General features: G+C 69.7%; 26 protein-coding genes and 1 riboswitch. Of the genes, 13 read left to right on the forward strand and 13 right to left on the reverse strand.

Annotated features, from left to right (window positions below; translation table 11 throughout):
* Positions 1 to 20: 20 nt before the first annotated feature.
* Together rpsR and rplI are read left to right on the forward strand one after the other, a co-directional pair.
* Entirely contained in the window at positions 21 to 257 is a 237-nt protein-coding gene (gene rpsR, locus ACH4C6_RS16110) for a 30S ribosomal protein S18 (protein WP_003949403.1), read from the forward strand.
* 18 nt (positions 258 to 275) lie between these two features.
* Complete coding sequence (rplI, locus tag ACH4C6_RS16115) at positions 276 to 722, forward strand: 50S ribosomal protein L9 (protein WP_398109191.1); 447 nt, start codon at positions 276 to 278, stop codon at positions 720 to 722.
* 174 nt (positions 723 to 896) lie between these two features.
* Here rplI and ACH4C6_RS16120 read toward each other — a convergent pair whose 3' ends face one another.
* Positions 897 to 2234, reverse strand: coding sequence for an MATE family efflux transporter (locus tag ACH4C6_RS16120; protein ID WP_398109192.1), 1338 nt, complete (start codon positions 2232 to 2234; stop codon positions 897 to 899).
* Between the two features lie 460 nt (positions 2235 to 2694).
* On the opposite strand from ACH4C6_RS16120, the gene dnaB reads away from it, so the two are divergent.
* Both dnaB and ACH4C6_RS16130 read left to right on the forward strand, forming a co-directional pair.
* Positions 2695 to 4173: a replicative DNA helicase gene (dnaB, locus tag ACH4C6_RS16125; protein ID WP_398109193.1), complete on the forward strand. Its 1479-nt coding sequence runs from the start codon at positions 2695 to 2697 to the stop codon at positions 4171 to 4173.
* 80 nt (positions 4174 to 4253) lie between these two features.
* Positions 4254 to 5642 (forward strand): serine hydrolase domain-containing protein, encoded by a 1389-nt coding sequence (locus tag ACH4C6_RS16130; protein ID WP_398109194.1) that lies wholly within the window; start codon positions 4254 to 4256, stop codon positions 5640 to 5642.
* Between the two features lie 56 nt (positions 5643 to 5698).
* Here the strand turns inward: ACH4C6_RS16130 and ACH4C6_RS16135 are convergent, their stop codons facing one another.
* Positions 5699 to 6151, reverse strand: a complete 453-nt coding sequence (locus ACH4C6_RS16135) for a GNAT family N-acetyltransferase (protein WP_398109195.1) — start codon at positions 6149 to 6151, stop codon at positions 5699 to 5701.
* A gap of 41 nt (positions 6152 to 6192) precedes the next feature.
* Positions 6193 to 6657: a MarR family winged helix-turn-helix transcriptional regulator gene (locus ACH4C6_RS16140; RefSeq protein ID WP_398109196.1), complete on the reverse strand. Its 465-nt coding sequence runs from the start codon at positions 6655 to 6657 to the stop codon at positions 6193 to 6195.
* A 140-nt stretch (positions 6658 to 6797) separates the two neighbouring features.
* Between ACH4C6_RS16140 and ACH4C6_RS16145 the strand changes: the two genes are divergently transcribed.
* On the forward strand, positions 6798 to 8006 hold the full coding sequence (locus ACH4C6_RS16145; RefSeq protein ID WP_398109197.1) for an MFS transporter: 1209 nt from the start codon (positions 6798 to 6800) through the stop codon (positions 8004 to 8006).
* Positions 8007 to 8074: 68 nt separating this feature from the next.
* Positions 8075 to 8497 (forward strand): heme-binding protein, encoded by a 423-nt coding sequence (locus ACH4C6_RS16150; RefSeq protein WP_398109198.1) that lies wholly within the window; start codon positions 8075 to 8077, stop codon positions 8495 to 8497.
* Between the two features lie 68 nt (positions 8498 to 8565).
* Here ACH4C6_RS16150 and ACH4C6_RS16155 read toward each other — a convergent pair whose 3' ends face one another.
* From ACH4C6_RS16155 to ACH4C6_RS16175, 5 genes are all read right to left on the reverse strand, one after another.
* On the reverse strand, positions 8566 to 9432 hold the full coding sequence (locus ACH4C6_RS16155) for a GNAT family N-acetyltransferase (RefSeq protein WP_398109199.1): 867 nt from the start codon (positions 9430 to 9432) through the stop codon (positions 8566 to 8568).
* A 190-nt stretch (positions 9433 to 9622) separates the two neighbouring features.
* Positions 9623 to 10105 (reverse strand): NUDIX domain-containing protein, encoded by a 483-nt coding sequence (locus tag ACH4C6_RS16160; RefSeq protein WP_369196855.1) that lies wholly within the window; start codon positions 10103 to 10105, stop codon positions 9623 to 9625.
* A 156-nt stretch (positions 10106 to 10261) separates the two neighbouring features.
* The gene (locus ACH4C6_RS16165; protein WP_398109200.1) at positions 10262 to 11410 is read right to left on the reverse strand and encodes a cystathionine gamma-lyase; all 1149 of its coding nucleotides are present in this window, start codon (positions 11408 to 11410) and stop codon (positions 10262 to 10264) included.
* Complete coding sequence (locus ACH4C6_RS16170) at positions 11407 to 11898, reverse strand: low molecular weight protein-tyrosine-phosphatase (RefSeq protein WP_398109201.1); 492 nt, start codon at positions 11896 to 11898, stop codon at positions 11407 to 11409. Before ACH4C6_RS16170 ends, ACH4C6_RS16165 begins: the two co-directional genes overlap by 4 nt.
* A 5-nt stretch (positions 11899 to 11903) precedes the next feature.
* Positions 11904 to 12281 (reverse strand): phage holin family protein, encoded by a 378-nt coding sequence (locus ACH4C6_RS16175; RefSeq protein ID WP_398109202.1) that lies wholly within the window; start codon positions 12279 to 12281, stop codon positions 11904 to 11906.
* A 59-nt stretch (positions 12282 to 12340) separates the two neighbouring features.
* Here ACH4C6_RS16175 and ACH4C6_RS16180 point away from each other — a divergent pair, with 59 nt between their 5' ends.
* From ACH4C6_RS16180 to ACH4C6_RS16195, 4 genes are all read left to right on the forward strand, one after another.
* Positions 12341 to 12658 carry a cupin domain-containing protein gene (locus ACH4C6_RS16180; protein WP_369196851.1) on the forward strand — a complete coding sequence of 106 codons (318 nt, stop codon included), beginning with the start codon at positions 12341 to 12343 and terminating at the stop codon, positions 12656 to 12658.
* A gap of 162 nt (positions 12659 to 12820) precedes the next feature.
* The gene (locus tag ACH4C6_RS16185; protein WP_333931721.1) at positions 12821 to 13033 is read left to right on the forward strand and encodes a DUF5326 family protein; all 213 of its coding nucleotides are present in this window, start codon (positions 12821 to 12823) and stop codon (positions 13031 to 13033) included.
* A gap of 276 nt (positions 13034 to 13309) precedes the next feature.
* Complete coding sequence (locus ACH4C6_RS16190; RefSeq protein WP_398109359.1) at positions 13310 to 14074, forward strand: IclR family transcriptional regulator; 765 nt, start codon at positions 13310 to 13312, stop codon at positions 14072 to 14074.
* Between the two features lie 99 nt (positions 14075 to 14173).
* The gene (locus ACH4C6_RS16195) at positions 14174 to 14608 is read left to right on the forward strand and encodes an SsgA family sporulation/cell division regulator (RefSeq protein WP_031115219.1); all 435 of its coding nucleotides are present in this window, start codon (positions 14174 to 14176) and stop codon (positions 14606 to 14608) included.
* A gap of 137 nt (positions 14609 to 14745) precedes the next feature.
* On the opposite strand, the gene ACH4C6_RS16200 is transcribed toward ACH4C6_RS16195, so the two are convergent.
* A complete protein-coding gene (locus tag ACH4C6_RS16200; protein WP_398109360.1) occupies positions 14746 to 16353 on the reverse strand; it encodes a YibE/F family protein in 1608 nt (535 codons plus the stop codon).
* A gap of 234 nt (positions 16354 to 16587) precedes the next feature.
* Positions 16588 to 16777, forward strand: a riboswitch (TPP riboswitch).
* Here ACH4C6_RS16200 and thiC point away from each other — a divergent pair.
* Both thiC and ACH4C6_RS16210 read left to right on the forward strand, forming a co-directional pair.
* A complete protein-coding gene (thiC, locus tag ACH4C6_RS16205) occupies positions 16770 to 18554 on the forward strand; it encodes a phosphomethylpyrimidine synthase ThiC (RefSeq protein WP_398109203.1) in 1785 nt (594 codons plus the stop codon). (Overlaps the previous riboswitch by 8 nt.)
* A 78-nt stretch (positions 18555 to 18632) precedes the next feature.
* A complete protein-coding gene (locus ACH4C6_RS16210; protein ID WP_398109204.1) occupies positions 18633 to 19739 on the forward strand; it encodes a hypothetical protein in 1107 nt (368 codons plus the stop codon).
* A gap of 82 nt (positions 19740 to 19821) precedes the next feature.
* On the opposite strand, the gene ACH4C6_RS16215 is transcribed toward ACH4C6_RS16210, so the two are convergent.
* From ACH4C6_RS16215 to ACH4C6_RS16225, 3 genes are all read right to left on the reverse strand, one after another.
* Positions 19822 to 20691, reverse strand: coding sequence for a hypothetical protein (locus tag ACH4C6_RS16215; RefSeq protein WP_398109205.1), 870 nt, complete (start codon positions 20689 to 20691; stop codon positions 19822 to 19824).
* 183 nt (positions 20692 to 20874) lie between these two features.
* On the reverse strand, positions 20875 to 21969 hold the full coding sequence (locus ACH4C6_RS16220; RefSeq protein WP_398109206.1) for a metallophosphoesterase family protein: 1095 nt from the start codon (positions 21967 to 21969) through the stop codon (positions 20875 to 20877).
* A 334-nt stretch (positions 21970 to 22303) separates the two neighbouring features.
* Complete coding sequence (locus ACH4C6_RS16225) at positions 22304 to 23416, reverse strand: LacI family DNA-binding transcriptional regulator (RefSeq protein WP_398109207.1); 1113 nt, start codon at positions 23414 to 23416, stop codon at positions 22304 to 22306.
* Positions 23417 to 23847: 431 nt separating this feature from the next.
* Here ACH4C6_RS16225 and hisC point away from each other — a divergent pair, with 431 nt between their 5' ends.
* The gene (gene hisC, locus ACH4C6_RS16230) at positions 23848 to 24927 is read left to right on the forward strand and encodes a histidinol-phosphate transaminase (protein WP_398109208.1); all 1080 of its coding nucleotides are present in this window, start codon (positions 23848 to 23850) and stop codon (positions 24925 to 24927) included.
* 35 nt (positions 24928 to 24962) lie between these two features.
* Here the strand turns inward: hisC and ACH4C6_RS16235 are convergent, their stop codons facing one another.
* Positions 24963 to 25355: a cyclophilin-like fold protein gene (locus tag ACH4C6_RS16235; protein WP_398109209.1), complete on the reverse strand. Its 393-nt coding sequence runs from the start codon at positions 25353 to 25355 to the stop codon at positions 24963 to 24965.
* Between the last annotated feature and the right edge of the window lie 53 nt (positions 25356 to 25408).

Raw genomic sequence — 25408 nt, forward strand, 5'->3', positions numbered from 1 at the left:
GATCACACAGGAGAAACACCATGGCGAAGCCGCCTGTGCGCAAGCCGAAGAAGAAGGTCTGCGCATTCTGCAAGGACAAGGTCACGTACGTGGACTACAAGGACACGAACATGCTGCGGAAGTTCATTTCCGACCGCGGCAAGATCCGTGCCCGCCGCGTGACCGGCAACTGCACGCAGCACCAGCGTGACGTCGCCACGGCCGTGAAGAACAGCCGTGAGATGGCGCTGCTGCCCTACACGTCCACCGCGCGATAAGGGAAGGGTGACCGACACATGAAGATCATCCTCACCCACGAGGTCTCTGGCCTCGGTGCCGCCGGCGACGTCGTCGACGTCAAGGACGGTTACGCTCGCAACTACCTGATCCCGCGGAAGTTCGCTATCCGCTGGACCAAGGGTGGCGAGAAGGACGTCGAGCAGATCCGTCGTGCTCGCAAGATCCACGAGATCCAGACCATCGAGCAGGCCAACGCTGTGAAGGCCCAGCTCGAGGGTGTCAAGGTCCGTCTGGCCGTCCGCTCCGGCGACGCCGGTCGTCTCTTCGGTTCCGTCACCCCGGCCGACATCGCTTCGGCGATCAAGGCTTCCGGTGGCCCCGAGGTCGACAAGCGCCGCATCGAGCTCGGCTCGCCGATCAAGACGCTGGGCGCCCACACGACGTCCGTGCGTCTGCACCCCGAGGTTGACGCCAAGGTCAGCATCGAGGTCGTCGCGGCCTGAGTGCCGCCCTCACTGACGAAGTGAGCGAGGGGGCCGCATCCTTCGGGATGCGGCCCCCTCGTCGTGTCGGCTGTGAGCTGGTTTCACGTGAAACACCGTCATCGGCGGACCGATGCTCAACAGTGAGCTGGTGCTCGTTTCACGTGAAACGCGCCCTCGGCTTTCCCTGAGTTGTCAGCGCGTCGCGCCCGTCACGATCCAGCGGCCCGACCGGCTTCGCAGCCACAGGGTCAGCATCCTGACGATCATCATCAACGTCATCGTGGACCAGAGGGCGGTGAGTCCACCGCCGAGCACCGGGACCAGCAGGGCGGCCGGTGTGAAGACCGCCAGCGTGACCAGCATGGCCCACGCCAGGTAGGGACCGTCACCGGCGCCCATGAGGACCCCGTCCAGGACGAAGACGATCCCGGAGATCGGCTGGGAGAGGGCGACGATGATCAGGGCGGGCAGTGCCACGTCCTTGACCGCCGGATCGCTGGTGAACAGAGGCAGGAAGGCCGGCCGGGCGACGACCACCAGAACACCGAGAACGACTCCGACGGCGATTCCCCACTCCACCATGCGGCGGCACACGGCACGGGCGCCCTCGGCGTCACCGGCTCCGAGGTAACGCCCGATGATGGCTTGCCCGGCGATGGCGATGGCATCCAGGGCGAAGGCCAGCAGACTCCACAGGGAAAGGATGATCTGGTGGGCGGCGATGTCGGCGTCCCCCAGCCGGGCGGCGACCGCCGTAGCGATCATCAGGATCGCGCGCAGGGAGAGGGTACGCACCAGCAGGGGCACACCGGCCTGTGCCGAGGCCCGGATCCCGGCTGCGTCGGGTCGCAGGGAGGCACCGTGCTTGCGGGCTCCTCGCAGGACGACCGCGAGGTAGACGCCGGCCATGCCGCACTGGGCGATGACCGTGCCCCACGCGGAACCGGCGATGCCCAGGTCGGCGCCGTAGACAAGCCCCACGTTGAGAGCTCCGTTGGCGACGAAGCCGGCGACGGCGACATAGAGCGGCGTCTTGGTGTCCTGCAGGCCGCGCAGAACACCGGTCGCGGCCAGGACGACGAGCATGGCGGGGACGCCGAGGATGGAGATGCGCAGGTAGGTCGTCGCGTACGGGGCGGCCGCGTCGGACGCGCCGAACAGGTCGACGAGGTGCGGTGCCGTCGGCAGAGCAGCGGCGACGACAGCGGCGCCGAGAAGCAGGGCCAGCCAGATACCGTCCATGCCTTGTCGGATGGCGGCCGGGAGGTCATCGGCGCCCACGCGTCGGGCGACCGCCGCGGTGGTGGCATAGGCGAGGAAGACGAAGACGCTGACCGCGGTCATCAGCAAGGCCGAGGCGACGCCGAGTCCGGCGAGTTGCGCGGTGCCCAGATGGCCCACGATGGCGGTGTCGGCCATGAGGAACAGGGGCTCGGCGACGAGCGCGCCGAAGGCCGGAACGGCCAGCGCGACGATCTCTCGGTCGTGCTGTCTGCGGCCGGTTGGGCGGCGCTCGGAGGCCTGTGTCATGTGCACCAATCTAATCGTCCACAGGTAAGAGATGCAAAGGTTCTCCGACCCTTACTTAGCCTCCTGTCGTGCGTACTGCTGTGCACCATTCGAAGCGATCTTGCTCCGCTGGGGAAAGTTTTTCTTCTGCACAGCCGGTGGACGGCAAAGTCGCAGGTCAGCTAGTTGAGGAGAGCGTCGGTTGGAGCTTGTTCACAGGACTGTCCACCGGGTCGTGCACAGGTTTCGTGGAGTTCTCCACAGCATCTGGGCCGTCGTCCACATGGCCTGTGGATAACCAGATTGGCTGACGGTGCCGACGGGCCTACGGTGGTCCGGCGCCCGCTCCGTCCGCCGGTTTTCAAAACACCACAAAACCGGCCTGCGTCAACCGGAGTTGGGCCTCTCATTTGTCAGTGCCGTGCCGTAGAAAGAAGGGGCACGGCGAGGTCTGCTGCGGCGGACGGGAGGAGGTGGCTCGGTGAGCATTTCCGAGCCCTTGGACGACCCGTGGGCCGACAGCGGTCCCAGTGATCGTCTGCCCGCCTCCCGCCGACGCGGCGACGGAGCGCGGGGCCGCGAGGAGCAGCACGAGCGCGGCAGGGACAACGGATGGGACGGTGGCTCGGCCCCGTCGTTCGAGCGGGTGCCCCCCCAGGACATCGACGCGGAGCAGTCCGTCCTCGGCGGCATGCTCCTGTCCAAGGACGCCATCGCCGACGTCGTCGAGATCCTCAAGGGACACGACTTCTACAAGCCGGCTCACGAGACGATCTACCAGGCCGTCCTCGACGTCTACGCCAAGGGCGAGCCGGCCGACCCCATCACGATCGCCGCCGAGCTGACCAAGCGCGGTGAGATCAACAAGGTCGGCGGGGCCTCGTATCTGCACACCCTCGTCCAGACGGTACCCACGGCGGCGAACGCGGCCTACTACGCGGAGATCGTCCACGAGCGGGCGGTGCTGCGCCGTCTCGTCGAGGCGGGCACGCGCATCACGCAGATGGGATACGCGGCGGACGACGACGTCGACGAGATCGTCAACCGCGCCCAGGCGGAGGTCTACGCGGTCACGGAGCAGCGCACCAGCGAGGACTACCTCCCGCTGGGAGACATCATGGAGGGCGCGCTCGACGAGATCGAGGCGATCGGCTCGCGCAGCGGTGAGATGACGGGTGTGCCGACGGGCTTCACCGACTTCGACTCGCTGACCAACGGTCTGCACCCAGGGCAGATGATCGTCATCGCCGCGCGTCCCGCCATGGGTAAGTCGACGCTCGCACTCGACTTCGCCCGGGCGGCGTCGATCAAGAACAACCTGCCGAGCGTGATCTTCTCCCTCGAGATGGGGCGCAACGAGATCGCGATGCGCCTGCTGTCCGCCGAGGCCCGGGTCGCCCTGCACCACATGCGGTCCGGCACGATGACGGACGAGGACTGGACCCGCCTGGCTCGGCGGATGCCGGACGTCTCGGCCGCACCCCTCTACATCGACGACTCGCCCAACCTGTCGATGATGGAGATCCGCGCCAAGTGCCGGCGCCTGAAGCAGCGCAACGACCTGCGACTGGTCGTCATCGACTACCTGCAGCTGATGCAGTCCGGCGGTTCCAAGCGGGCCGAGAGCCGCCAGCAGGAGGTCTCGGACATGTCCCGTAACCTCAAGCTGCTCGCCAAGGAGCTGGAGATCCCGGTCATCGCGCTCTCCCAGCTGAACCGTGGCCCCGAGCAGCGTACGGACAAGAAGCCGATGGTCTCCGACCTGCGTGAGTCGGGCTCCATCGAGCAGGACGCCGACATGGTCATCCTGCTGCACCGCGAGGACGCCTATGAGAAGGAGTCCCCGCGCGCGGGTGAGGCCGACCTGATCGTGGCCAAGCACCGTAACGGCCCGACGGCAACGATCACGGTGGCCTTCCAGGGCCACTACTCCCGTTTCGTGGACATGGCGCAGACCTGATTGCCACGAAAGCAGGGAACCCGCTCCGCCGGCGGTGAAATGGAGTCGACTCCGGGGCCGTCGGCGGGTGGACTGGGGACATGACGACACCTCAGGAAGAGCTGCTCCCCGCCACGCGACGGGCGTTGCTGCACCGGATCGCCGTGGCCCAGGCCGAGGGGCGGGCACCCTCGCTCGTCGCGGCCGTCGTGCGTGACGGGCGGGCGGTGTGGCACGGGAGCAGGTCCTCGGTGGAGGGGCACGCGCCCGATGAGAACACGCAGTACCGCGTCGGCTCGATCACCAAGACCTTCACCGCCGTTCTCGTGATGCGCATGCGTGACGAAGGGCTGGTCGGGCTCGACGATCCCCTGGAGAAGCACCTGCCGGGCACCGGCGCCGGGGAGGTCACGATCGCCCAACTGCTGGCCCACACCGGCGGGCTGGCGGCCGAGTCCCCCGGGCCGTGGTGGGAACGCACTCCCGGATCCCTCCGGCCGGAACTGTCCGACGTCCTCGGCGAGCAGCCCCTGGTCCACCCCGTCGGACGACGGCACCACTACTCGAACCCTGGCTACACGCTCCTGGGCGCGCTCGTGGAAGAGGTGCGCGGGACGTCCTGGGAAGAGGCACTACGGCGGGAAGTGCTCGAACCGCTGGGACTGAACCGAACCGGCGTGCGGCCGGAAGCCCCCCACGCGAGTGGCTGGGCGGTGCACCCCTGGGCGGACGTCCTGCTGCCCGAACCGGCCGAGGATCTTGGGCGGATGGCCCCGGCCGGCCAGCTCTGGTCCACGACGGGGGATCTGGCCCGGTTCGCGTCTTTCCTGGTGCGGGGCGACGACCGGGTGCTGAGCGCCGAGTCCGTGCGGGAGATGCGGACCCCGGCGGCACCCGCAGAGGCGGCGGACGTGATGTCCGGTGACGCCTACGGCCTCGGCATGCAGATCCAGGGACGGCACGGCCGGCTCCTCGTCGGGCACTCGGGCTCCCTGCCGGGGTTCCTGGCCACCGTGACCATCAGCGTGGAGGACGATGCCGCCGCGGTCGTCCTGGCGAACTGCACCTCCGGCCCGGCGGTGGCCACGGTCGCCGCCGACCTGGTCCGGATCGTGGCCGAGGCCGAGCCGCGCATGCCCGCCCCTTGGACGCCGCTGCGCCAGGCCGATCCGACGGTGCTGGAGCTGGCAGGTCAGTGGTACTGGGGGACGTATGCCTTCGCCCTGCGCTTCAGGTCCGACGGACTGGCCTCACTGGAGCCGCTGTCCGGCAACGGCCGCCGTTCGAGGTTCCGGCCGAACGGTGACGGTTCCTGGACCGGTCTGGAGGGTTACTACGCCGGCGAGCTGCTGAAGGTCGTGCGAGGGGGTGACGGGCGCGTCGACCATCTCGACGTGGGGTCGTTCGTGTTCACACGGCAGCCCTATGAGCAGGGAGCCGAGGTGCCGGGCGGGGTCGACGCCGGCGGGTGGCGCGGGATCGATCGGTAGGCGTAAGGACGGGGGCCGCTGTTTCACGTGAAACAGCGGCCCCTTCGCATGTTCGGTCAGAGCTGGAGCTTGAAGCCCGTGTGCGAGGCTTCGAAGCCGAGCCGCTCGTAGAAGCGGTGGGCGTCGACGCGGGTCTTGTCGGAGGTCAGCTGAACCAGCTGGCAGCCCTGCTCGCGGGATGTGTCGATGGCCCATTCGATGAGTTGAGTGCCGAGGCCGCTGCCCCGTTCGTCGGCGTGGATACGCACACCTTCGATGATCGACCTGGTGGACCCCCGCCGGGACAGTCCGGGGATGATCGTCAGCTGGAGCGTGCCGACGACCCTGTTCTCCCGGACCGCCACCACCACGTGCTGGTTCGGATCGGCGCTGAGTCGCTCGAGTGCCGTCAGGTACGGCGTCAGGTCGTCCGGTGATTCCCGGCGGGCACCCAGGGGGTCGTCCGCGAGCATGGCGACGATCGCCGGGACGTCGTCGGCGACGACAGGACGTATTTCAAGATCTCCCATAGCGGCACCCTACGCAGGTGGACCGCTGTCCGGACCCCTTTTCAGGCCGGTACCGGGGCCTTCAGCGTCTCGACGACCCGGACCAGAGGAGCCAACTCGGGGTTCTTCGCCGCCTCGTCGAGAGCCTCGCGCAGAGCGGCGTCGTTGGTGGGCCGTGCCGCCTCGAGCAACGCCAGACCCGCCTCGGTGACGTTCGTGTAGATGCCCCGGCGGTCGGTGGGGCAGAGGTAGCGCTCCAGGAGTCCGCGGTCCTCGAGCCGGGTGACCAGGCGCGTGGTGGCGCTCTGGCTGAGGACCACCGCGTCCGCCACCTGCTTCATCTGCAGATGGCCCCCCTCGCCGTCGTGCTGTCGGCTGAGTACGTCCAGCAGGGAGTATTCGCGCGCACTCAGGTCGTGCTGGGCCTGTAGGGCGCGCTCGATGTGGGCCTCGATCCTCCCGTGAAGCAGGGAAAGGGCGCACCACCCCTGGGCGAGAGCGGTGAGCGCGGGGTCCGTCGCTGTCATTGGCGTTTCCTCCGTCCCGAGCGGCTGCTTCCAGGATAGGGCAACGCCGCAATAGACGGCGGTTGCATATAGCCCGCGTGTGCAACTATTGTGGACGCACGCAAAGCGCTCCTGCAATCTTCTGGGAAGGTAACCCCTCCATGCCTCTCGCGCTTCTGGCCCTCGCGATCGGGGCCTTCGGGATCGGAACGACAGAGTTCGTGATCATGGGCTTGCTGCCCGAGGTCGCTGCCGACTACGGGGTCTCCATCCCCACCGCCGGGTACCTGGTGACCGGGTACGCGCTCGGCGTGATGTTCGGCGCCCCGCTGATGACCGTGCTTGGCACCAAGGTCTCCCGCAAGCGGATGCTGATGCTGCTCATGGGCCTGTTCATCGCCGGCAACCTGCTCTCGGCCGTCGCCCCGACCTTCTCCGTCATGCTGCTCGGGCGGATCGTCGCCTCGCTCGCCCACGGCGCCTTCTTCGGCATCGGTTCGGTGGTCGCGGCCGACCTCGTCGCCCCGCACAAGCGGGCCGGGGCCATCGCGATGATGTTCACCGGTCTGACCGTGGCCAACGTCGTCGGAGTCCCGCTGGGCACACTCGTCGGTCAGTCCATCGGCTGGCGGGTCACCTTCGCCATCGTGGCCGCCCTCGGCGTGATCGGCCTGGCCGGCATCGCCCGGCTCGTCCCCGACATGCCCAAGGCGGAAGGCGTGCACCTGCGGCACGAGCTGGCCGCCCTCAAGAACGTGCAGGTGCTGCTCGCGATGGCGATGACCGTCCTCGGCTTCGGCGGAGTCTTCGCGGCCATCACCTACATCGCGCCGATGATGACCCACGTCGCCGGCTTCGCCGACGGCTCGGTCACCTGGCTGCTCGTCCTCTTCGGCCTCGGCATGGTCGGCGGCAACCTGGTCGGCGGCAAGTTCGCGGACCGCGCCCTGATGCCCATGCTGTACGTCTCCCTGGGCGCTCTGGCCGTCGTGCTGGCACTGTTCACACTCACCGCCCATGACAAGGTGCTCTCCGCCGTCACCATCGCCCTGATCGGTGCCCTCGGCTTCGCCACCGTGCCGCCGCTGCAGAAGCGGGTTCTCGACCAGGCACACGGAGCCCCCACCCTGGCCTCGGCCGTGAACATCGGCGCCTTCAACCTCGGCAACGCCCTGTCCGCCTGGCTCGGCGGCATCGTGATCGCCGCGGGACTCGGCTACACCGCCCCCAACTGGGTGGGTGCCGCCCTCGCCGCTGCCGCCCTGGTCCTGGCCGTTCTCTCGGCCGCCCTGGAACGCCGCGGCAGCACCTCCGCCCCTGTCGTCGAGGGGCCCGCTTCCACCGGGCAGCGGATCAGCGTCCACCAGTGAGCATCCGGGCTGCCCAGGCCCACCTCGTCCCCTAGACCTGTTCGACCACTCTTCAGGAGACACACCTCATGAGCACCATCACCGCCGTCGCCCCGCTGACCACGCAGGACGCGGACGCCCTCGTCACCGCCGCCGGCCGTGCGGCCGAGGCCGCAGGCGTCACCGTCAGCATCACCGTCCTCGACGCGGGAGGACACCTGCTCGCCTTCCGACGCGACGACCGGGCCGTGCTGATCTCCGGTGAGACCAGCACCCGCAAGGCCTACACCGCCCTCCAGCTGAACGCGCCCACCGCCGACCTCGTGGACGCCGTGCAGCCCGGCGGCCCCTTCCACACGCTGCCCACCGCGCTCGACCGGCCTCTGCTGTTCATCGCCGGCGGCGTACCCCTGCACCGCGACGGCCGCCTGATCGGTGCGATCGGCGTGGGCGGCGGCGCTCCGGAGCAGGACCACGCCTTCGCCACGGCGGCCGTGGAATCTCTCGCCTGACCCGGCTCCCGCAGCGTGAACGCCGGCTCCCCCGTCCTGGGGGAGCCGGCGTTCGTCGTCTCGGAACGTCAGCCCGCCGCCACCGTGACCGGAGCGAACCGCCGGCTCCAGTCCCCGGGCAGCTCGGTGATGCCGTACGTCATCACCGCGTTGAAGGCGATGGAGTCCAGGCCGCGTTCCTTCACCCAGGCCAGGAGGTCTTCGTGCCGCACGTCGATGTCGGTGCGCAGGGGGCGATCGGTGTGGGCGGCGAGAGAGGCGATGAGGGCCTGGGCCACCGCCGTGTCCCGGGCGATGAGAGGGCCGACGACATGAGTGGCCATGTTCGGCCACGCGGCCGCGTAGCCGATGATCCGTCCGTTCTCCTCGGCGACCCGCAGCTGGTCGGCGAAGGCGGGCAGCCGCGTGACGATGTGTGTGCGGTCCGCCCCGAAGACCTGCTCGTCGAGCCGGAGGATCGCCGCCAGATCCTCGGCGGTGGCCGCACGGGTGGCGACCTCGAGTTCGGGTCCGCCGGGGACGAAGTGCCCGCTCACCATCTCGGCCCGTCCGGTGACCTTGAAGCCGAGCTCCTCGTAGAGAGGCCGGCCGTACGGTGTGGCATGCAGAGTGAGAGGCGTGGTGCCCATCTCGGCCACGACGTACTGCATCAGACGGCGTCCCACACCCTGCCGAGCGTGCCGTCCGGCCACGAGCACCATGCCGATGGCGGCGAGGGCGGGACGATCCCTCGGGCCGTACTCGGTGACCACGCAGGCGCTCACGAGACCGCCCTCGGGATCGTCGATGCCGAAGGCCTTGCCTGCTGTGAGCAGAAACTGCCACTTGTGCTCCTCCCGTAGCCACCCCCGGTCTTCGGACAGGTCGGCGCAGGCGGTGAGGTCGCGAAGCGTCAGACGGCGAACGGGCAGAAAGGCAAGGGAAGGAGTCGGCACGCAGGTCAGGCTGTCCGACGAAGACCCCCGGCGTCCACCTGTTTCGGTGGAGAGGCGCGAGCTTTTGGCCAGTTGTAGCCGCTCGCACCACCTGCGGTCAGGCGCTGGTCGTTTCACGTGAAACAGGCGGAACAGCACCATGGCGCATTCCCGCCGACGAGCCGGTCCTGGCCGGGTACTGACCACCGGTTCAGCCCAAGTCGGGTGCGTGCATGGCGCGGACACCCTCGATGTTGCCGTCCAGGTAATGCCGCAGCGACAGGGGAACGAGATGCACCGAGGCGATGCCGACGCGGGTGAACGGCACGCGCACGATCTCGTACTCGCCGATGGGCTCGTCCACCTCGGGGCCATGGCGGAGCGAGGCATCCATGGACTCCAGGTGACAGACGAAGAAGTGCTGCACCTTCACACCCGTGGCGCCGCCGTCGTCGCCGATGTGCTCCACGGTGTCGACGAAGCACGGCACCACGTCGCTGATCTTCGCGCCGAGCTCCTCGTACACCTCCCGGTGCAGGGCATCGACGACGGTCGGGTCGTCGGGTTCGACCCCGCCGCCGGGCGTGACCCAGTACGGATCGACACCCGGCTTGGTGCGCTTGATCAGGATCAGGTCGTCACCGTCCAGGAGAACGGCGCGGGCGGTGCGCTTGACCACGGGTCGGACGGTCATGGGGGAAATGTGGCCCGGCTGGTTCCACGTGAAACATTGCCTCATAGGTCGGCAGGGGTTCCGAGGGTGAGGCGGTGTCCCGTGCGCCCCGGTTACGAGGAACCGGGGGACGGTCCGAGCCACCAGGAGGGAGGTCCGGACCGTCCGTGGGGGTCTTCAGGGCGCCGACGCGTCCAGAGCGTGCAGCAGGTCCGCCACCAGGTCCTCGGGGTCCTCGGCGCCGACCGACAGCCGGATGAAGCCTTCCGGCACCGCGTCCCCGCCCCAGCGCCCGCGCCGCTCCGCCGTGGAGCGCACGCCGCCGAAGCTCGTGGCGTCGTCCACGATCCGCAGCGCCTCCAGGAAGCGATCGGCCTGCTCACGCGAGGGCAGGGTGAAGGACACCACGCAGCCGTAGCGCCGCATCTGCTGTGCGGCGATCTTGTGCGACGGGTCCTCGGGCAGCCCGGGGTAGCGCAGACCCGTCACCTCAGGGCGGTCGCGGAGCGCCTCCGCGACCGTCAGCGCCGTCGCGCACTGCCGGTCGACCCGCATCTGCAGGGTCGCGATCGACCGATGGGCGAGCCAGGCCTCCATCGGGCCGGGGATCGCGCCGACGATCTTGCGCCAGCGGCGCACCGCGGCCATGGCCTCGGGATCGCGGCCGGCGACGTAGCCCAGCAGGACGTCGCCGTGCCCGGTGAGCTGCTTGGTGCCGCTGGCCACCGCGAAGTCGGCGCCCAGCTCCAGCGGACGCTGTCCCAACGGGGTCGCCAGGGTGTTGTCGACGGCAACCAGGGCGCCCCGCGCGTGTGCCGCCTCGGAGAGCCGCCTGACGTCGCACACGTCGAGCCCGGGGTTCGAGGGGGTCTCGATCCACAGCAGCTTCGCGCCGTCGAGGGCGCCGAGCTGGGCGTCACCGCCGGTCGGGGCGGTGCGCACCTCGACGCCGTACGCCTCCAGCTGTGCGCGGACGAGGGGGAGCGCCTGGTAGCCGTCGTCGGGCAGGACGCACACGTCGCCGGTGCGCAGCTGCGAGAAGAGCACCGCGGAGATCGCGGCCATGCCGGACGCGAAAACGAGCGTCTCGACGTCGTCGTGGCCGGGGGCCTCCAGCTCACCGATGGCGCGTTCCAGCAGCGTCCAGGTGGGGTTCTCGTCGCGCCCGTAGGTGTAGGGGCCGGTGGGGTCGCCGGGCAGGTGGAAGTGGGCGGCGAAGACGGGGCCGGGCAGGGTGGGCTCGTGCTTCACCGGTTCGGGCAGCCCGGCCCGCACCGCACGGGTGCCGTCCCCCGCAAGCGTGTGACCCGCAGCGGATTCGCTCATGCCGCTCTTCCTTCCATGTCCTCGCGCACTGCGGCGAGCAGACCGTCGCTCGCCGCCTCCACCATCTCAAGACACGCGTCGAAGCCTTCGGCGCCCCCGTAGTAAGGGTCCGGAACGTCGGGGTCGTCGCCGGCGGCGGGGTCGTACGAGCGCAGCAGCCGTACCTTCCGCGCGTCCTGTTCCGTCGGGGCCAGGCGGCGCAGGTCCGCGAGGTGGCCGGAGTCGAGCGCGACCACCAGGTCGAGGCGGGAGAACCACGACGGCTGGAACTTCCGGGCCGTGTGACCGGTGGCGTAGCCGTTCTCCGCCAGGACCGCCGCGGTACGCGGGTCGGCGGCGTCGCCTTCGTGCCAGCCGCCCGTGCCGGCACTGTCGACCACCACCTCGCCCTCCAGCCCGGCCTCCGCGACGCGCGCGCGGAAGACGATCTCGGCCATGGGGGAGCGGCAGATGTTGCCCGTGCAGACGAAGCAGACGCGGTACGTCATGCCGCTCAGTCCCCGTCCGGCAGGACGACGTTCAGCGCCCAGGAGACCACCGAGATGATCAGGCCGCCCAGGACGGCGGTCCAGAAGCCCTCCACGTGGAAGCTGAGGTCGAACAGACCGGCCAGCCATGAGGTCAGCAGCAGCATCAGCGCGTTGACGATCAGCGTGAACAGGCCCAGCGTCAGGATGAGCAGCGGCAGGCTCAGCAGCTTGACGACCGGCTTGACCAGGAAGTTCACCAGCCCGAAGAGCAGCGCCACGACGATCAGCGTGCCGATCTCCTTGGCCGTGCTGTCACCGGTCAGGGTGATCTTGTCGAGCAGCCACACCGCGACGGCCAGGGCGCCCGCGTTGGCGATCGTCTTGACTAGGAAATTCTTCATGTGTCTGATCGTGGCAGACGTGATCGGACGCGGGCACAAGAGGCAGGGGCGGACAAGGCATGAAGGCATTCCGGCTGGACGAACTGGAGGCGGAGCGTGCCGCCAACGAGGGCGCCTACCTGCAGTTCCTTCGCGAGCAGAACATGTCGGTCGGCCTGTACGCACTCGACGCCGGTGAGCAGGATCCACAGAAGCCGCACCACCAGGACGAGGTCTACCTCGTGGTGAGCGGCCGCGCCTCGATCACCGTCGGCCTGGAGACGACCCAGGTGGCGCGCGGCAGCGTGGTCTACGTACCGGCGGGCGTGGCCCACAAGTTCCACCACATCACCGAGGACCTGAGGGTCGTGGTGGTCTTCTCTCCGCCCGAGAGCTGACGCGGCGCCTCGGGGTTCCCTAGGGGTTCGGTCAGGGGCAGACGGGGGGTGCGAGCCCCCCGCCGGGCGCCCTCGCGGACCTAGCATCGGGTGCAGGACACCAGAGGTCCGCACAACCGACAGGACCCGGCACGAACGGGCGGAGAGGCAAGGACGAGGGCGATGCGTGAGATCTTCGCGGGACTGCCGTGGTGGGTGAAGTGGGTCGCGGTGCCGGTCATCGCCCTGGTCGTGTTCGGCGGACTCATCGCCAGCGTGGTCGGGTTCGTCATCGGACTGCTCTTCAAGCTGCTGGTCTTCGTGGCCCTGGTCGGCGGACTGATCTACGTCGTACGGAAGTTCACCTCGAGTTCTTCGTCCCGCAGCGACTGGTGAGACCCCTGGGACACCGGTGGGGGTAGAGGGAAACGGGTGGGATCACCGGTTCCCTCGGGCGGGGGAACATTCCCGCCTGGGCCGTCTGCGCGCGGTGGCGGGCGAATAGAGTCCAGAACTCGACGCGGGGACAACCCCGCGAGCGGCCCCCACCCGTGTTTCCCGCACGGTCTCCCCCTCGCGCTCCGGGAGTGACCCTTGGTCCCCGCCGACACCGCCACCGTCCACCTGCACGCGGTCCCCGCGCAGCCCCGCTCGGCGGCGTCCGTCCCACCGCTGCCGCCCGCCGCAGCGCCGGCGACGCTCATCGGATCCGTGCAGCGCGCGATGCGTCTGCTGGAGACCGTCGCCCGGCACGAGTACGGCGCCCCGGCCAAGCAACTGGCCCGCGAGACGGGGCTGGCCCTGCCCACGACGTACCACCTGCTGCGCACCCTGGTGCACGAGGGATATCTGCGCCGGGACAAGGGGCTGTTCTTCCTCGGCGAGGCCGCCGAGCGGCTGGGCAGCAGCGGAGCACGGCAGAAACGTCGCAGCACGGTGGTGGACGCCCTCGCGCACTGGCGTGACACCCTCGGCGTGCCCGTGTACTACGCGGTGTACCGCGAGGGCGAGATCGAGATCATGTGCGTCTCCGACAGCCCCGGTACGCCGGCGGTGGAGGAGTGGGCCGACTTCCGCGAGACGGGGCACGCGCATGCCATCGGGCAGTGTCTGCTGTCCCAGCTCGACGAGGAGGCCCGGCGGGACCACCTCGACCGCTATCCCGTGCAGGCGCTCACGCCGTATACGGTGCGGGACAGCCACAACCTGTTGAGGCGACTGGAGCGGCTGCGGCGGATGGAGCCGGTGACCGAGCGTCAGGAGTACGCCCTCGGCGCGGTCTGCGCGGCGATCCCCCTCACCCTGGGCGCCACGGCCGCGACCGTCGCCATCTCGCTGCCGGCTCACCAGGAGCACCGTCTGCTGCCTGCGGCCCGGCAGTTGCAGTGCGAGATCGGCCGGATGCTCGGCTCGCTGGCGCTCTCTATCAGTATGTGAAAACTCACTCCTTGTGATCTGCTGTGTACGTTCAGCAAGATTCCTCCCAGTGTCAGAGGTTCGTACCCGGCCAGTCGACGGCGAATGACGGGGTTATCGATGCGCGAGTCCGTACAGGCAGAGGTCATGATGAGCTTTCTCGTGTCCGAGGAGCTCTCGTTCCGCATTCCGGTGGAATTGCGCTATGAGACCAGTGATCCCTATGCCGTCCGACTGACGTTCCACTTGCCGGGCGACGCCCCGGTCACCTGGGCTTTCGGGCGGGAGTTGCTGATCGACGGGGTCGGCCGGCCGTGCGGGGAGGGCGACGTGCGGGTCACGCCCGTCGAACCCGACGCGCTGGGCGAGGTGCTGATCCGCCTTCAGGTCGGCAGCGATCAGGCGCTGTTCCGGTCATCGACGGCCCCGCTGGTGGCCTTCCTCGACCGCACCGACAAGCTGGTGCCCCTGGGACAGGAAGGTTCCCTCGCCGACTTCGACGCCCATCTCGACGAGGCGCTGGACCGCATTCTCGCCGAACAGGGCGCCGGCTGACCGACTGTCCGCGCGGCACGGTGGAGGAACGCTTCACCGGACGCCGCCGGACGGTTGCGGGAACGTTCTTGTGAGGTGCCGTCGGGACCGAGGGCGGGGCGCCGCCGTGGATGAGGCGGGTGTCCCCCGGGCGCGCGTCAGCGCTTGCGGCGGCGGCCTCTGCCTCCACGCGCGGGTGCGGCGGCGGCCTCCGCGGCCGGCTGCGATCCCGGACGGTCCGCGGAGACCACGAGCGCCGCCAGGGCCGTGGTGACCGGCACCGAGGCGACCAGGCCGATCGAGCCGACCAGCGTGCGCACGATCTCCTCGGCGACCAGCTCGCTGTTGGCGACCGTCCCCACACTGCTCTGCGCGATCGAGAACAGCAGCAGCAACGGCAGCGCGGCACCCGCGTAGGCCAGGACGAGCGTGTTGACGACCGAGGCGATGTGGTCACGGCCGATCCGGATGCCCGCGCGGTAGAGCCCCCGCCAGCCCATCGTGGGATTGGCCTCGTGCAGTTCCCACACCGCCGAGGTCTGGGTGACCGTCACGTCGTCGAGCACACCGAGCGACCCGATGATGATCCCGGCGAGCAGCAGACCGCTCATGTCGATCGTCGGGTAGAGGCCGTGGATGAGGCCGGTGTTGTCGTCGGTGTTGCCGGTGAGGGCGGCCCAGTCGATGAACACCGAACCCAGGACGCCGATCAGCAGCAGCGAGATGAGCGTGCCCAGCACCGCCACGGAGGTCCGCGCGGACAGGCCGTGACACAGGTACAGCGCGATGAGCATGATCGCGCTCGAGCCGACCACCGCCACCAGCAGCGGATTCGAGCCCTGCAGGATCGCGGGCAGGATGAAGAAGTTCAGCACCATGAAGCTGATGGCCAGCGAGATGAGCGCCATGAGGCCCCGCAGCCGCCCGACGACCACCACGGCGACCGCGAAGATACCCGCGAGCAGGCTGAGGGGCAGCCGCCGGTCGACGTCCGTGACCGAGTACTGCAGATCCTTCGGCGCGGAGGGCTCGTAGGCGACCACGACCCCCTGGCCCTCGCTCAACTGGCGGGACTGGTCGGGCTGGATGATCTCCGTGAACGTGCGGCCCTCGTCCGGGCCGGTGTCGACGCGGATCGTCGCCCGCTTGCAGGTGCCCTCCTCCTGCTGCTTCGCGGACGAGCCCTCGGCGGTGGAGGTGTCGCCGGTGGGCGGGACGCCCTGCGCTCCGGCCTCCTTGCAGCTCACCTCCACGACCTTGGTGACCGTGGCCTGCTGCGTCTGCCGGTCGAACCCGACGCCCGTGCGCTCGTGGCCCGGCGCACCGCCCGGCCACAGCACTGCCAGGCCGATGAGTACGGCCGCCGCGAACGGGATCAGGACAGCGGCGATGACCTTGCGTAGATGCTGCGAGACGGGAGCGGCCGGGCCGTGGCTGTGCGAGTGCCCGTGCCCGCCCCCCGGAGAAGGATCGGAGCCGTGGCCGCCTCCCTGGCCGCTTCCGTGGCCGCCCCCGTGTCCGGGTCCGCCGTGCCCGTGTCCGGGTCCGCCGTGCCCGCCGCCGTCGACGCCGTCGTGGTCGGCACCATGGCCGTGTCCGCCGCCGTGGCCTGCTCCAGGACCGTTTCCGTCGCCGGGGCGGAAACCCGCGCCCTGCTCGTAACCCGGTCCCGTACCTGACCCCCGCTCAGCTCCCGGGCCCTGCCCGAAGCCACCCGACGGTCCGTGCCCCGGCCAGTCACCCTGGAGTGGCCCCGGCGGCGGCACCGCCGCAGGACCGCGTCCCCGCCCCGTGCCCGGCCCATGGCCGGAACCGGCGGCGAAGTCGTGGTCGTCTCCCCGGCCGTTGCCGTTGCCGTTGCCGTTGCCGGCGCCGGGTCCGCGGGGCGGCTCGGGCGGTGGGTAGGGGGAGCGATGCGTGGTGGTCACCCACCGATCATCGCAAGAACGAGGGGGGCCCTCTGGTCACCGCGCCAAGATTGCCGCTAGCGTGGAGTCACCTTTTGTACACGCGGGAGCTCGGAGCACCGGGCTGAGAGGGCGCTGACCTTCGTCCCAGCGATGTTTCACATGAAACATCACCGAAGTCGGGTGATGGTTCCCACGGAACGTCGGAGGACGGAAGCCGCTGCGTCGACCGCCGAACCTGTTACCGGGTAATGCCGGCGTAGGGAGTAGGTCTCATGACCAACAAGGACGCACGCACGCCTGCCTCCGTTCAGGACGCACAGTCCGAGGAGGCCGGGAAGTCCATCGGCTGGCACAAGGCGTACCTCGAGGGCAGCCGCCCCGACCTGCGCGTGCCTGTCCGGCAGGTGCACCTCACCAATGGGCGGTCGGTGACGCTGTACGACACGTCCGGCCCGTACACCGATCCACTCGTCGAGACCGACGTGCGCAGGGGTCTGGCCCCCCTGCGCGAGAACTGGATCGTCGCCCGCGGCGACACCGAGGAGTACGCGGGCCGCCCCGTCCGTCCCGAGGACGACGGCATCAAGCACACCTCGCCCCGCGGCGGCCTCCGCAACCTCGACGCCGTCTTCCCCGGGCGCCCGCGCCAGCCGCGCCGCAGCCGGGACGGCAAGGCGGTCACGCAGCTCGCCTACGCACAACGGGGCGAGATCACCCCGGAGATGGAGTACGTGGCTGTCCGGGAGAACGTGGCACCCGAGGTGGTGCGGGACGAGATCGCGGCGGGCCGCGCCGTTCTTCCGGCCAACGTCAACCACCCGGAGATCGAGCCGATGATCATCGGCAAGAGGTTCCTGGTGAAGGTCAACGCCAACATCGGCAACTCCGCGGTGACGTCCTCCATCGAGGAGGAGGTCGAGAAGATGACCTGGGCGACCCGCTGGGGTGCCGACACGGTGATGGACCTGTCCACCGGCCGCAACATCCACACCACGCGCGAGTGGGTGCTGCGCAACTCCCCCGTCCCCATCGGCACCGTGCCGCTCTACCAGGCCCTGGAGAAGGTCGACGGCCGCGCCGAGGAGCTGACGTGGGAGATCTACAAGGACACGGTCATCGAACAGGCCGAGCAGGGCGTGGACTACATGACCGTCCACGCGGGCGTGCGTCTCGCCTACGTGCCGCTCACCGCGAACCGGAAGACCGGCATCGTCTCCCGCGGCGGCTCGATCATGGCGGCCTGGTGCCTCGCGCATCACAGGGAGTCGTTCCTGTACGAGAACTTCGAGGAACTCTGCGAGATCCTCGCGGCGTACGACGTCACGTACTCGCTCGGTGACGGTCTCAGGCCCGGTTCCATCGCGGACGCCAACGACGAGGCGCAGTTCGCGGAGTTGAGGACGCTCGGGGAACTCAACCGGATCGCGAAGCGTTTCCACGTACAGACCATGATCGAGGGTCCGGGGCATGTCCCGATGCACAAGATCAAGGAGAACATCGACCTTCAGCAGGAGATCTGCGATGAAGCCCCGTTCTATACGCTCGGCCCGCTGACCACCGACGTCGCGCCGGCGTACGACCACATCACCTCCGGTATCGGCGCCGCGATGATCGCCTGGTGGGGCACGGCGATGCTGTGCTACGTCACGCCCAAGGAGCACCTGGGCCTGCCGAACCGCGACGACGTGAAGACCGGCGTCATCACGTACAAGATCGCCGCCCATGCGGCCGACCTCGCCAAGGGGCACCCGGGCGCCCAGGAGTGGGACGACGCCCTGTCCGACGCCCGCTTCGAGTTCCGGTGGGAGGACCAGTTCAACCTGGCCCTCGATCCGGACACGGCCCGGGAGTTCCACGACGAGACCCTCCCCGCGGAACCGGCCAAGACGGCCCACTTCTGCTCGATGTGCGGCCCGAAGTTCTGCAGCATGAAGATCTCGCAGGACATCCGCCGGGAGCACGGCGGCAGCCGGAGCGAGATCGAGGAGGGCATGGCGCAGAAGTCCAAGGAGTTCGCGGCGAGCGGGAACAGGGTGTACCTGCCGATCGCGGACTGAGCCGGCTCACGCAGATCCACGGTCCCTGAACAGGACAAGATCACGCGCGGTGTGATCGCAGTCCCTACCATGCCTGGCATGGGTGGGGTTGACGTGGCCAACGGAGTCGTCGGTGCCGTGCTGGGGATGCTGTGCGCGGTGCTCTTCCAGCAACCGCTGCAGGACGCCTGGTACAGGCTGCGTACTCGCTCCATGAGGGCGGTACGCAGCCTCCGGCAGCGGGAGGAGTCCGGCCCGGCGTGGCGGACCTTCTCCTTGGGCCCCCTTCACACGTCCGCCCTGATCGTGGAAGGGGACGGCGAGTCGTCCATAGCCAACGACTCCGTCTTCGTCCAGGTACTCGACGAGGAGATCCGGCTGCCCGCGGACATGGCGGGCTGGCGGGAGGAGATCGAGGCGGAGAGCGTGCGCCTGCGGGCAGAAGGCCGGACCCCCCTGTGGAACGGTTCACGCTATGCGGTCGAGTCCTTCGACGTGTCCCGGACCGCTCTCGACGAGCAGCCCGAGATCCACCTGCGGTTGCGCCCGACGGACTACTACACGTTCCTCGCGGCCCAGCAGCTCGATCGCCGGCTGGCCGACGGCACGACCCCGCGCACCCGCTATCTCGACCCGGACGATCCGCTGCGGGCCCCCGCGTTTCTGCACTGCAGTTTCGCCGTCAACATCGCGGTGGTGACCGCTGACGACATGCTGGTGGTCAGCCGTCGAAGCGACCGGGTTCGCATGGCTCCCGGCGTGTGGAACTCCTCCGTCAACGAAGGGCTGTCCCGGCACATCGACTCGTCGGGCCGAAGCGCCCCCGACCTGCACGGCGTCGCCCGGCGGGGTATGCGGGAGGAGCTTGCGATCGAGCCGAACGAGTACGCACTCGAGTTGCTGGCCTTCGTGCTGGACCTCGACAAGCGTCATTGGAGCGCCCATTTCCAGGCCAGGCTGACGGACTTGACCTGTGAGGGGCTGCAATCGCGCATGAGCCGCGGGGTCGCGGACCGATGGGAACACCAGACCATCGACTACGTGCCTTTCCGCCCTGCGCCGGTCATCAAGTACATGCTCCGTGCCGATCGCATCCATCGGTGGGCTCCACTCGCCCCCGCCCTCTTCCATCTCGCTCTGGTGCACACCTACGGGCGCACGTCGGTCGAGAGGGTGGCAGCGCAGATCGTCCGGCGCCTGGCGTGAAACCGGGACCCCGCTTCCCGTCGCCCCGGTCGTCCGGGGAGCGCGGGTCGTCGGGCGCCTGTCGGGGAGCGGGTGCCCGGGGCTAGTCCGGCTGGTGCTCCGGGCCCCCGAAGTCCGGGCTCGTGTAGTCCGGGCTGCTGAAGCTCGGCCGGGAGCCGCGGCCTCCGTCGTCCGGGCTGGAGAAGCCCGGGCGGTCGTACCCCAGGTGGGGCATGCGGCTGACCGGTGCCGAGGGCGCGGGGTGGTGGAGCGCGGCGGCCGCGCCGGGGTTGGCGAGCGCCTCCCGCAGGAACGGCAGGATGCCCCGCTCCAGCAGTGCCTCGCGCCATGCCTCCCGGGCCCGGTCGACCTCTCTGCGCAGCTCGCCGTACGGGCCCGTGTCGGCCGTCGGCTTGTTGCGCAGTGCGGTGAGCAGCAGCCCGACCGCGGCGACCAGGATGGCGACCGCGGTCACCGCGCCGAACACCCAGCCGGTGGTGAGCATGGTCCGGGCGAATCCCTGGTCGGGGTCGATCATCCGCAGGATGTAGCCGACGAGCAGGAAGATAGCGGCGGCGGTGCCGCCCAGGACGGGGGCGAGCACGGCGACGACGGCGACGGCGCCCGCGCCGGCGGTCTCGGCGGCGACCTCGCCCACGGTCGTGGCCAGCCCGGCCGCGCCCGAGCCCTCCTCGGACGAGCCCGTGTCGCGCACGGGCGCCGAGGCGGACGGGGCGGGCTGACGGAGTTCGTCGCGGAGCTTGACGTAGTGCTGGTACTCGGCCGACGCGGCGGCCGTGATGAGCGCGGTGGCGTTCAGCGCCATGGTGCGCAACTGCTCGGAGTTGAGCCGCTGTCCGACGGCGGACAGTTCCGGACGGTGTGGGGCGGAGCGCAGCGCCTCATCGAGGACCCGCTCGTACTCCTGGCGGTCCTCGCTCAGCAGGTGCTGCGGAACGCTGTTCATGTGCATCCCCCGATGCTCCGTAGGGCTTGGGGCTCGGCATGCTGACGAGCCGTCGGGCAGAAACGGAGGGGAGCCTGCTACGGATAAGCCGATGGTAGAGCGGTGACGGTGTGCGGTGACAGGGGGTTTACCGAAATTGGCCCCCCGTGGGAGGGGCCTCCGGGACGGTCGCTGTCGCCCGGTGAACGGTCAGGTGGCCAGGGGCAGTTGCTGGACCAGCAGTTTCCCGGCCATCGTCACGCCGCCGTCCATCGCGATGGCCAGCCCGTCGGCGTAGACGTGCGGACCCTCGACGACGGGGTCGGTGGCCTCCTCGTCCTCCTCGGAGCCCGCCTCGCCCAGCAGGTACGGGATCGGGCTGTGGCCGTGGACGATGCGGGTGCCGCCGTAGGTCTCGAGCAGCGAGCGCACGGCGTCGGCGCCGCCCTCGTCGCGGAAGGAGAACCGCTTGGTGAACTTGCGGAACAGGTCCCAGACCTCGTCGGCGTCGTTGCGCGTGAGCGTCTCGCGGACGGTGTCGTTGACCTCCTCGATGGAGCGGCCGTAGTCGAGGTAGGCGGTGGTGTCGGAGTGCACGAGCAGGTGCCCGTCCACCTCCTCGACGGCGTCCAGGCGGGCCATCCACTGCAGGTGGTGGTCCTGGAGGCGGTCCATGTCGGTCTTCTGGCCGCCGTTGAGCAGCCAGGCCGCCTGGAAGGTGGCGGTGCCGGCCCCGGAGTTGACGGGTGTGTCGCCGAAGCGCTTCGCGCCCAGCAGCAGCAGCTCGTGGTTGCCCATGAGCGCCTTGCAGTAGCCGCCGGCGGCGGCGGCCTCGGCGGACAGCCGCATGACCAGGTCGATCACACCGATGCCGTCCGGGCCGCGGTCGGTGAAGTCGCCCAGGAACCACAGCCGGGCGGTGCCCGCGCACCAGTTGCCGGCGGTGTCGAGCAGGCCCTTCTCCTGCAGGGCGGCCACCAGCTGGTCGAGGTAGCCGTGGACGTCGCCCACGACGTACAGCGGGCCCTGCCCGGTGGCGGCGGACTGCGGGGCTGCGGCGGCTTCGGGTTCGACGGTCACCTGGACAGTGTCACCCCGGTTCACGACCGGAAGGTCGCGCTGGGTCGGCGTGTAACCCTCCGGATACGTCTCGGCGGGCGGCGGGGTGACCTCGCCGGGGTGGACGCTGTGGACGTACGGACCGGTCTCGTGGACGTACGCGGGCACCCGGAAGTCGCGCAACGTCGCCGTCCGCTCCACCGCGGGTCCCTGACCGGCCCCCTGAGTCATCGACCCCTCCACCATCGCGCCGCATCTGCACCGCATCGGACTGCCTGGTCGTAGCGGCCCGCCGGTGTCGTGGGCCCATCATAGGAATGCGGATCGCGCCATGTGATGACCCAGGGGTGGTGAATCGGACCAAGACTCCGGTTCGCCGCGGCTTTCGCCCCGATTACGCCGTACTTCTACCACCGTGGGACCGTCCTCGCGCTTGTTCTCTTCGCGAGAACGATCCCGTCTCTCCGGGGGACCGGCCCCGTTTCCCCGGGGAGTGCGACCTTCCGTCACCCGGGAGCGGCCACCGGGGAGCGGCCACCCGGAAGCGACCGGCCGGGAGCGGCCACCCGGGAGCGGGGCCTCACGTCTCCTCGGGCGACCGCGGCGGGCTGACCGTCGTGCGCGGCGGCCGGCGCTGGGACGACGTGCGCACGATCAGCTCCGTCGGTATCACCTGCTCGACCGGCTGCTCCGACTCGACGCCCTCGATGGCGTCGATGAGGAGCTGGACGACCGCCGTGCCGATGCGCCGCGGCTTCAGGGAGAGCGTGGTGATCGGCGGTTCGGTGTTCGCGTAGACGGTGGACTCGCTGCAGCAGACGAGCAGCAGGTCCTCGGGGACGCGCAGGCCGTAGCGCCGGGCGGCGGCGAGCAGGTCGGTGCCGTTCGGGTCGAACAGTCCGTAGACGGCGTCGGGGCGGTCGGGCCGGGCGAGCAGCCGGTCGGCCGCAACGGCGCCGGCGCACGGGTCGTGCGCCGGGTAGGCCTCATAGACCGGGTCCTGGCCGACGCGCTCGCACCAGCGCAGGTACGCGGTGGTGGACAGGTGGGTGTAGGTGTCCGTGCTCGTGCCGGTCAGCAGGCCGATGCGGCGGGCGCCGGCGTCGGCCAGGTGGTCGAGGATGCCGAGCACGGCGGCCTCGTGGTCGTTGTCGACCCAGGCCGTGACGGGCAGCGCGCCGGCCGGGCGGCCGTCGGAGACGACGGGCAGACCCTGCCGGACGAGTTCGCCGACCACCGGGTCCTGGTCGGAGGGGTCGATGACGACCGTGCCGTCCAGCGCGACGTTCGACCACACGTCGTGCCGGGAGGTCGCGGGCAGGATGACGAGGGCGTAGCCGCGAGCCAGCGCGGCGGAGGTGGCGGCCCGTGCCATCTCTGCGAAGTACGCGAACTCGGTGAAGGTGAAAGGTTCATCCCCGTACGTCGTCACGGTCAGGCCGATGAGGCCCGACTTGCCGGTGCGGAGGGTCCGGGCGGCGGCCGAGGGCCGGTAGCCCAGCCGGTCGGCGACCTCTCGGACATGCCGCCGGGTGGCGTCCGGGAGCCGGCCCTTGCCGTTGAGGGCGTCGGAGACGGTCGTGATGGAGACTCCGGCGGCGGCGGCCACGTCTCTGATACCCGCCCGACCCGGCCGGCTGCCTCGCCGTGAGGTTTCCGCGCGGCTCACCTGGTGCTTCCCTGCTGCTGTCATGGCGAGCCGATAGTAGGGCTCATGCGGTGGGGTAGGGCGGACGCATATGCACGCGTTGACAGACACGTTTCTGCATGATCATGTGGCGGCAATTGCCTGCGAAGCAAAGGGGGTTGAGCGCTCCCATGGCAGTACGTGACGTGGTGGCGCGTGCGTACCTGCCCCGTGGCGGATGTTGCGAAGAGGTCTCAACTCACCTGCACGGGTGATGCGCGCCAGGGCGTGCACCACCGGCGCGTAGATATATGTGCGGCGCGCCCCCGGATTCGTACGCCTTCATACGTCGATGCCCTGGATGCCGGTGGGCTGCCGGGTCCCTCGCGGGGTCGCTTCGCCGTGGCTATACGCAGCGGCGCCGAATCCTCATAAGGTGAGGAGTATTGGATGTCGGCGGCGGTCATGGGCCGCCGGTCTTCACGAGGAGGACTGCGGTGAGCGAGACGAGCCCCAAGCTGCGCGCCGAGCTGGAGGGGATCCCCACCTACAAGCCGGGCAAGCCCGCTGCGGCCGGGGGACCGGTGGCCTACAAGCTGTCCTCCAACGAGAACCCCTACCCGCCGCTGCCGGGCGTCATGGAGACCGTGACGGCGGCGGCCTGCACCTTCAACCGCTACCCGGACATGGCCTGCACGGCGCTGATGAACGAGCTGTCCGAGCGGTTCGGCGTGCCCCTCTCCCACCTGGCCACCGGCACCGGGTCGGTCGGCGTCGCCCAGCAGCTGATCCAGGCCACCTCCGGTCCGGGCGACGAGGTGATCTACGCCTGGCGCTCCTTCGAGGCGTACCCGATCATCACGCAGATCAGCGGCGCGACCTCGGTGCAGGTGCCGCTGACCTCGGGGGATGTGCACGACCTCGACGCGATGGCGGACGCCATCACCGACCGGACCCGGCTGATCTTCGTCTGCAATCCCAACAACCCGACCGGCACGGTCGTACGGCGGGCGGAGCTGGAGCGCTTCCTCGACCGGGTCCCCGGTGACGTGCTGGTGGTGCTCGACGAGGCCTACCGCGAGTTCATCCGCGACCCCGAGGTGCCGGACGGCATCGAGCTGTACCGGAACCGGCCCAACGTCTGCGTCCTGCGCACCTTCTCCAAGGCGTACGGCCTGGCCGGCCTGCGGGTAGGGTTCGCCGTCGCCCACGAGCCGGTGGCGGCCGCGCTGCGCAAGACCGCGGTACCGTTCGGGGTCAGTCAGCTCGCGCAGGAGGCGGCGATCGCCTCGCTGCGGGCCGAGGACGAGCTGCTCGGACGGGTCGGTTCGCTGGTGTGTGAGCGCACGCGCGTGGTCGACGGGCTGCGCACCCAGGGCTGGACCGTGCCGGAGACGCAGGCCAACTTCGTGTGGCTGCGGCTGGGGGAGCGCACGGTCGGCTTCGCGGAGGCCTGTGAGCAGGCGGGCGTGGTGGTGCGACCGTTCCCGGGCGAGGGTGTGCGGGTGACGGTCGGCGAGGCCGAGGCGAACGACATCTTCCTGAAGGTGGCGGAAGGGTTCCGCAGGGAGCTCTGAATCGAGCGGGACAATCGTGGTGGAGCCGGTCGGCGTCAGTCGTCGACCGGCTCCACGCGTATCGGGTCGCCGTCACGGATGGTGGCCAGCAGCCGGGGGTCGCCGTCGACGCGGCCCAGGACGTTGCACGGGCTGGCGAGACGGCATTCGTCGCCCTGGCTGATGGGCGTGGGGCCGTAGGGGAGCGCCAGTGCGTCACCGTCCATCCAGAAGACGACCGTGCCCGGCTCGACGACCTGCCGGGCGCCTGTTTCACGTGAAACCGACACTCCCGTGTCGAAGTACACCTCTTCGCCCCAGGTCCGGGCGGTGGAAACCAGCGGCAGCGTCTTGCTGAGGGCTTGGGTGGTCGGAGTGTCGTCGAGGGTCGCGGTGAGGTGCCCGGAGGGCCAGGAGATCCGGATCCGGGTCGGTGTGTGCGTCTGCATGCGACAGATTCAACATTATGTTGAAGTTCCCGCCAAGGGTTGACGAGCGTCAC

Source organism: Streptomyces sp. NPDC017943, from assembly GCF_044328425.1.
GTDB lineage: Bacteria > Actinomycetota > Actinomycetes > Streptomycetales > Streptomycetaceae > Streptomyces > Streptomyces djakartensis_A.